This is a genomic window from Halanaerobium sp. ST460_2HS_T2 (genome assembly GCF_003337665.1).
In the GTDB taxonomy this organism is placed as follows: domain Bacteria; phylum Bacillota; class Halanaerobiia; order Halanaerobiales; family Halanaerobiaceae; genus Halanaerobium; species Halanaerobium kushneri.
Genome location: NZ_QPJF01000010.1, coordinates 97,773 through 104,266 on the forward strand (window position 1 = coordinate 97,773; position 6,494 = coordinate 104,266).

A 6,494-nucleotide genomic window follows, 5' to 3' on the forward strand; every position below is an offset into this window, starting at 1 on the left:
GAGTTGACAGCAATGAGAGTTACCAATTCAATGATGGTTAGAAACATGTTAGATCATCTTAAAAATAATATGGGAGATTTAAATGACTTAAATGAACAGTTAAGTTCAGGTAAGTTGTTCCAGATGCCATCTGATGCTCCAATTAAGGTATCAGATAGTATGAATTATAAATCACAGCTAAATAGAAATTCTCAGTTTCAGCGCAATCTTAATCAGGCGGAAAACTGGTTAAATACAAGTGAGAGTGCTCTAAAAAGTGGAACAGAAGTTATCCAGCGAGCAAGAGAGTTAACAATCTATGCTGCCAATGATTCAATGACTCCTGATGACAGAAAAATGGTGGCTAAAGAGATGAAACAATTAAGAGATGAACTAATAGATATCTCCAATGCCAAACTTGGTGACAGTTATATTTTCTCCGGTCAGAATACGGAAGAAAAACCTTTTGAAGTTGTAGATGGTGGTATAGATAACTATGTTAAGTACCAGGGAGATACTAATACTGTCAGTAGAAGATTAAATGAAAATGTAGAGATGGATGTTAATTTAAATGGAAAAGAAGTCTTTAAAGATGAAATTGAAAATTTAAATAAGATTTATAATCAATTAGAAGATCAAAATGTTTCAGGTGAAGATCTAGGTAATAACTTATCTGAAATGGATGCATCAATCAATAAATATGCTGAACTGAGATCCGAAGTCGGAGGGAAACTTCAGCGGACAGGAAATATTATTGATCGATTGAATGCAAATGAAGTTCACCTTAGGAGTTTAAAATCAAAAAATGAAGATGCTGATTTAGCGGAGGTAATTACTGAACTCAAAATGGAAGAAACAGTTTACAGAGCTTCTTTAGCCTCTGGTTCAAGAATTATGCAGCAGTCTTTAGTAGATTTTATTAGGTAAATTTTTAGTTACTTTTATAACTATGGTTGAAATTTTACCATAGTTGTAATGGTTACTAAAACACCGTTGCTGGCAACACTATCGGCCGAAGTGTTGCTGCGGAGGTGCTTATATAACCAAAATAAATTAGAACATCTGGCAAGGATGCCAGTAACAACACAAAATTTCAAGGAGGAATAAATAATGAGAATTAACACAAACATTGCTGCGTTGAATTCATACAACCAGCTAAAAAACACACAGGGTAACTTACAGAAGTCTTTACAGAGATTGTCTTCAGGTAAGAGAATTAATGGTGCTTCTGATGATGCTGCAGGTCTTGCAATCAGTGAGAAGATGAAATCTCAGACTAGAGGTTTAGCAATGGCTCAGCGAAATGCACAGGATGGTATTTCAATGATTCAGACTGCTGAGGGTGCTTTAAAAGAATCTCATTCTATCTTACAGAGAATGAGAGAACTTGCAGTACAATCTTCTAATGACACTAATACTGCTGATGATAGAGCAGAGATACAAAAAGAAGTTGATCAGTTAACTTCAGAGTTGAATAGAATATCTTCTGATACTGAATTTAATACAAAAAAATTATTAAATGGTTCAATTGGAGCTTCTGCTGCTATTAGTACTAATAATTCTGGAGCAGAAGGTGTTGAAGTTAATGACGCTTCTATCGAAAGTGGAGATTACACAGTTGATGTTAGCAATGTAACTGTTACAGCTGCTGCTAATTATAATGCTGGTGGTACTAGCGTTGCTTCTGGAGATATTTCAATAACAGGTACAGATGTAGATGCTGGTAGCTATTCACTTGAGTTTAGTGGTGCAGCTACAAGTGCTGATGTTGCATTAAAAGACTCAGATGGTAATACAATAAATACATTATCTGGAGTCGACCTTTCTTCAGGTAGTGGTAGTGCACAAGCAATAGGTGGATTCACAATTCAAAACACTTATGATGGTACTGCTGGTACTGCTACCTTTGACACAACAGTTTCTGCTGATGTAAGTGTAACTGATCCAGAGGGAAATGTTAGTAATGAAACTGGACTTTCTGCTGGTCTAAGTGATAGCACTATTTCAACTAGCGCTGGACTAGATATTAAGGTTAGTGGAGATTTAGTGGCTGGTACTGATACAGTTGCAGTTACTAATGAAGCAGTTAGCTTTCAAATAGGGTCAAATGAAGGACAAAGCACTAAAGTTGCTATTAATGATATGTCTTCATCAGCGTTAAATGTTAATAATTTAGATCTAACTACACAAGAAGATGCAGATGCGGCAATATCAACTATAGATGATGCAATTAAAAATGTTTCCGCTGAAAGATCTAAATTAGGTGCTGTTCAGAACAGATTAGATCATACAATCAACAATCTGAACACATCTGAAGAAAACTTAACAGCTGCTGAATCTAGAATCTCTGATGTAGATATGGCTAAAGAAATGATGAGCTTTACTAAGTCTCAGATCTTAAGTCAGGCTGGTACAGCAATGATGGCTCAAGCTAATCAGTTACCACAGGGAGTACTTCAGTTACTCGGTTAATTTCTTGAGGAGAACTAAATATACAATAACAATAAAGCCGGCCGGTTTTCCGGCTGGCTTATTTTTTAAGAAAGGGTGGAAGCTATTATGAGAGTAGATAGTGTGGAATCTCTTTCCAACCGTCAGATTCATAATAATAACAGCAATAATCAAAGCACTAGAGTTAATAGAAATGATAATAGTGAGCGCAAGCCTGAATCTCTTCGAGAAAAACAGGAATACTCCGAGCAAGACCTTGAAGATGAAGTCAGAGAATCAGTTAAAGATGTAAACGAAATAGTAGATAAAGTAAAAGAAGGACTTTCCTTTCAAATTCATGAAGATACAGAAAAAATGATGGTTAAGGTAGTCGATTTAAATACAGATGAAGTAATTAAAGAACTACCACCAGAAGAAATGCTTGATTTACAAGCTCGAATTCATGAAATGGTAGGCATTTTAATAGATGAGACGGTTTAGGAAGAAGGTGTTATAAATGAGTGATTTAAGTCTTGGTGGATTAGCCACCGGTATGGATACGGCATCAATAATTGATCAATTAGTTCAACTAGAGCAGCGCCCAATCTATAATTACCAGCAGGAAATATCTGAATTAGAACAGACTAAGGGAGCCTGGAGAGATGTTAACAGCAGGTTAGATAAGTTAGAAAATAGAATAACAGATCTAAAACTTTCTGCAACTTACAATTCTAGAACTGCAAACAGTAGTGATGAAGAGGTAGTTACAGCAACTGCGAGTAACTCCTCTATAGAGGCTAATTATGATATTACTGTTAGAAGTACAGCTAAAGCACAGAGAATTTTTGGTAGTAAATTAGCAGATGATTATACAGCGTCTGCTGACGATACGATTACTATCAAAGGAACTGATATTGCTGTAAATTCAGGAGATACATTTAATGATATCAGTAATAAAATAAATGATGCTGAAGCTGGTGTAAAAGCTTCAATAGTAGATGATAGGCTTGTTTTAGAAGCTTCAGAAACTGGAGTTAATAATGCTCTAAAAGATACTGCAGATACTGGTGGAGCAACAATATCAGATAACAGCGGTATTCTGCAAGAATTGGGTGTTCTTAATGCCAGTGGAGAAATAGTTAATGAACCACAGCAGGCTTCAGATGCAGAGATTGAGATTAATGGAATTACAGGGATTACAAGTTCTAACAATGAATTCTCTGATGCTGTAGAGGGTGTTACCTTTAATATTGATCCCAATGCAGCTGTTGATAGTTCTGCTACTGTCTCGGTAGCTAAAGATACTGGTAAAGCTACTAAAGCAGTTCAGGCTTTTGTAGATCAGTACAACAGTGCAATGAGCTTTCTGGACGGTAAGACGGACTATGATGAAGAAACAGAAAAAAGTGCTGTTTTACAGGGTGATAGTACTGCGATGCGCTTACAGATGCGCTTAAGAGAACTTGTTACTTCTAAAGTAAAAGATAGTGGTGACTATAATACTCTAACTTCTGTAGGTATAGAAATCGACAGAGATGGAGTAATGAGCTTTGATAGTGCCAAATTTACTGAAGCTCTTGAAGATTCTCCAGAAGAGGTAATGTCTATCTTTAATGCTGAAAGTGATTCTGATGGCTATGACGGAATGGCTGTCAGAATGGACAGTTATCTTGACCAATTGATGCAGTCCAATACTGGTCTGATCCCAAGAAGACTTGACTTCTATGATACCAGGATAGATGGCTTGAATGATGATATAGAAGATGTGCAGCGAAAAGTAGAGATGACCCGTCAGCGATATGTTGATCAGTTTTCTGCTATGGAAGAAGCTATTTCAGAAATGCAGAGTCAGCAGAGCTGGATGATGAGTCAACTTCAGAGTATGGGAGGATCTACTGTAAGCAGTATGATGTAAATATGATAGTGATAATTAATTTTTGAGGAGATTGGTGAATTGAATAGATGCCGGTCTCCTTTAATTGTTTTTAGGGAAGGAAATTTTATGAATATATATTTGAATGATAAACTAATCGAAGATACAGAAATGACAGCTAAAGAAGAGATTTTAGAACTTATAGATACAAAAATGGAAAGAGAAATTATAGATACCATCTATCTGGATGAAGTCGATGTTTCTTTAGCTTACTTTCAGGAAAATGAACTTGATCTAGAAAGAATTGATACAATCAAATTTGAAACAAAAAAAGTTTCAGTACTAATAGAAGAAACACTAACCCAGGCAGAAGACTATCTACCAAAGCTAAAAAATGCCCTAAATAACTCAGCTGCCAAGTTTAAGGAAGAACAGGTAGAAGAAACAGCTAATCTTTTGGATAAAACTCTGGAAGGAATAGAGTGGTATCTCGAGGTAATCAATGGTATAATTTCCTTAATAGATAAGCAGGAACTAAAGGATAAAGGCAATGAAACTTTAAATAATTTTACTCAGGCTTTAAACAGAGCTATGGTTGCTCTGCAGAATGAAGACTTTGACTATCTTGCTGATTTACTGGAATTAGAGATGATAGAATATCTGGATAAAATGAGTGCCTTTAATCAAGAGTTGCTGGAAGAAAACTAAGAGAGGTGACTAAAAATGTCTGTTGTAGATAATACTAATTCTATCTTAAATCAAATTAAGAATGTGATTGTCAATCAACTAAATAAGATCAACGAGACAAAAAATCAGAATACGCAGGATCTAAAAGGTGACAGATTCACCAGATCACAGCCGACAGAAAAAGTTACCTATGACTTGGAAGACTTTGCAGATTCTGATGCGATTAAAAGACCGATTAAGATCAACAACAGCAATAATATCTTTTTTATTAACCACAATAACCGCAATCGGGCGCTGAAAATTGATCCGGGAGAATATAATCTAACAGAGATTCAGGCTGTCATTCAGCAGCAGGTTAACGAAGAATTTGGAATCGGTAAGGTTAGTGTTAAAATGACTGCCTCTGGCTCAGATCGCTTTATCTATGCTGAGGATAAGAAGGAAGAACATGTTCTGGATGAGCAGGGTTAGTTCTTAATATTCTACTTAATTTAGATAAAATAATATATATGATAATAAAAACAGATTGAATGATGGAGGACATAAAGTTGGTTACAAACTGCTATATCTGTGAGTCATTAACTAAAAATCCATCCGGCCTCTGTGATGAGTGCCAGGAGGAAAACCAGCATAAGCTGAGAAAAATAAAAGATTTTCTCTGGGATAATCCTAATTCTACAGTTAAAAAAATTCATAAAGAAACAGGTGTTGAGGAGAAACTGATTCGCAAATACATCAGAGAAGATAAATTTATTATTAGTAATGTAATAGATTATGATCAGCAATAAAATAATTTCTTTATTAAAGATTTTAGAAGTTAAAGCATAAGTAATTAGGACTGATAAAATGCAAATAAAAATAGGTAAGCTGCTTAAAATAATAAAGAAATTAAAAAAAGAAATAAACTCTAAACTAAAAACTGCTAAAGATAAAAGAGCAGAAGTAATAAGCAAGAGAAGAAAACTTGCTGAAATAGAAATGAACCTGAGAAACATGAGGGCTACAGCAGTAAAAATAAGGGATGAAGATTTAACAACTTTAGAGAAAGAAGAGCTGCAGGAATATTTTAACTATCTTAAGATGAAGATAAGTAATTAAAAGAGCTCAAATAAATTATACCAGCTATTAGTTTAGCTGGTAATTTTATTATAAAAATATAGAAGGAAGGCTTAGATGTGGCTGAAATAATAAAAAAAACATATGTAACTAACGGGACAGGGTGTTGAATTTATTATTAATACTAATCTAGCAGCTTTCAATACTTACAATAGTCTGATTCACAACTTGCAGTTCAAGCAGTAAATGTCTGTAATAGCAGTGAAGACGTTTGCCAGTATCCAATTGAAAATTAAAATTTTTAATATTAAAAAAATCAACCACTAACAGGTGGTTTTCTTTCATATAAAACATATGTATGATATAATTATAATAAGGAGTTTCCCCATTTTTTAAAATAGCAAAAACTTAAAGTTATCAACAGGCAAAATTGTGGATAAATTGTTCTTAGAAACTCTTAAAATAGATT

At 34.5% G+C, this 6,494-nt stretch carries 8 protein-coding genes; all 8 read left to right on the forward strand.

From position 1 onward, the window contains the following. Window positions 1-12 precede the first annotated feature (12 nt). A complete protein-coding gene (gene flgL / locus DFR80_RS06500) occupies window positions 13-906 on the forward strand; it encodes a flagellar hook-associated protein FlgL (protein WP_114489508.1) in 894 nt (297 codons plus the stop codon). A 183-nt stretch (window positions 907-1,089) separates the two neighbouring features. Further along, the gene (locus tag DFR80_RS15525) at window positions 1,090-2,451 is read left to right on the forward strand and encodes a flagellin (RefSeq protein ID WP_114489509.1); all 1,362 of its coding nucleotides are present in this window, start codon (window positions 1,090-1,092) and stop codon (window positions 2,449-2,451) included. A gap of 87 nt (window positions 2,452-2,538) precedes the next feature. Then, entirely contained in the window at window positions 2,539-2,910 is a 372-nt protein-coding gene (locus DFR80_RS06510; RefSeq protein ID WP_114489510.1) for a flagellar protein FlaG, read from the forward strand. Between the two features lie 16 nt (window positions 2,911-2,926). Next, window positions 2,927-4,324, forward strand: coding sequence for a flagellar filament capping protein FliD (fliD, locus tag DFR80_RS06515; RefSeq protein ID WP_114489511.1), 1,398 nt, complete (start codon window positions 2,927-2,929; stop codon window positions 4,322-4,324). A gap of 87 nt (window positions 4,325-4,411) precedes the next feature. Further along, window positions 4,412-4,990: a hypothetical protein gene (locus tag DFR80_RS06520; protein ID WP_147270175.1), complete on the forward strand. Its 579-nt coding sequence runs from the start codon at window positions 4,412-4,414 to the stop codon at window positions 4,988-4,990. A 15-nt stretch (window positions 4,991-5,005) separates the two neighbouring features. Continuing rightward, on the forward strand, window positions 5,006-5,440 hold the full coding sequence (locus DFR80_RS06525) for a hypothetical protein (RefSeq protein ID WP_114489513.1): 435 nt from the start codon (window positions 5,006-5,008) through the stop codon (window positions 5,438-5,440). A 77-nt stretch (window positions 5,441-5,517) separates the two neighbouring features. Next, window positions 5,518-5,757, forward strand: a complete 240-nt coding sequence (locus DFR80_RS06530) for a hypothetical protein (RefSeq protein WP_114489514.1) — start codon at window positions 5,518-5,520, stop codon at window positions 5,755-5,757. A 58-nt stretch (window positions 5,758-5,815) separates the two neighbouring features. Beyond that, window positions 5,816-6,067, forward strand: a complete 252-nt coding sequence (locus tag DFR80_RS06535; RefSeq protein WP_114489515.1) for a hypothetical protein — start codon at window positions 5,816-5,818, stop codon at window positions 6,065-6,067. Window positions 6,068-6,494 lie beyond the last annotated feature (427 nt).

Coding starts and splice junctions, on each gene's coding strand:
- DFR80_RS06520 (WP_147270175.1), top strand. CDS start 4,412: ATGAATATATATTTGAATGATAAACTAATCGAAGATACAGAAATGACA.
- fliD (WP_114489511.1), top strand. CDS start 2,927: ATGAGTGATTTAAGTCTTGGTGGATTAGCCACCGGTATGGATACGGCA.
- DFR80_RS06535 (WP_114489515.1), top strand. CDS start 5,816: ATGCAAATAAAAATAGGTAAGCTGCTTAAAATAATAAAGAAATTAAAA.
- DFR80_RS15525 (WP_114489509.1), top strand. CDS start 1,090: ATGAGAATTAACACAAACATTGCTGCGTTGAATTCATACAACCAGCTA.
- flgL (WP_114489508.1), top strand. CDS start 13: ATGAGAGTTACCAATTCAATGATGGTTAGAAACATGTTAGATCATCTT.
- DFR80_RS06510 (WP_114489510.1), top strand. CDS start 2,539: ATGAGAGTAGATAGTGTGGAATCTCTTTCCAACCGTCAGATTCATAAT.
- DFR80_RS06525 (WP_114489513.1), top strand. CDS start 5,006: ATGTCTGTTGTAGATAATACTAATTCTATCTTAAATCAAATTAAGAAT.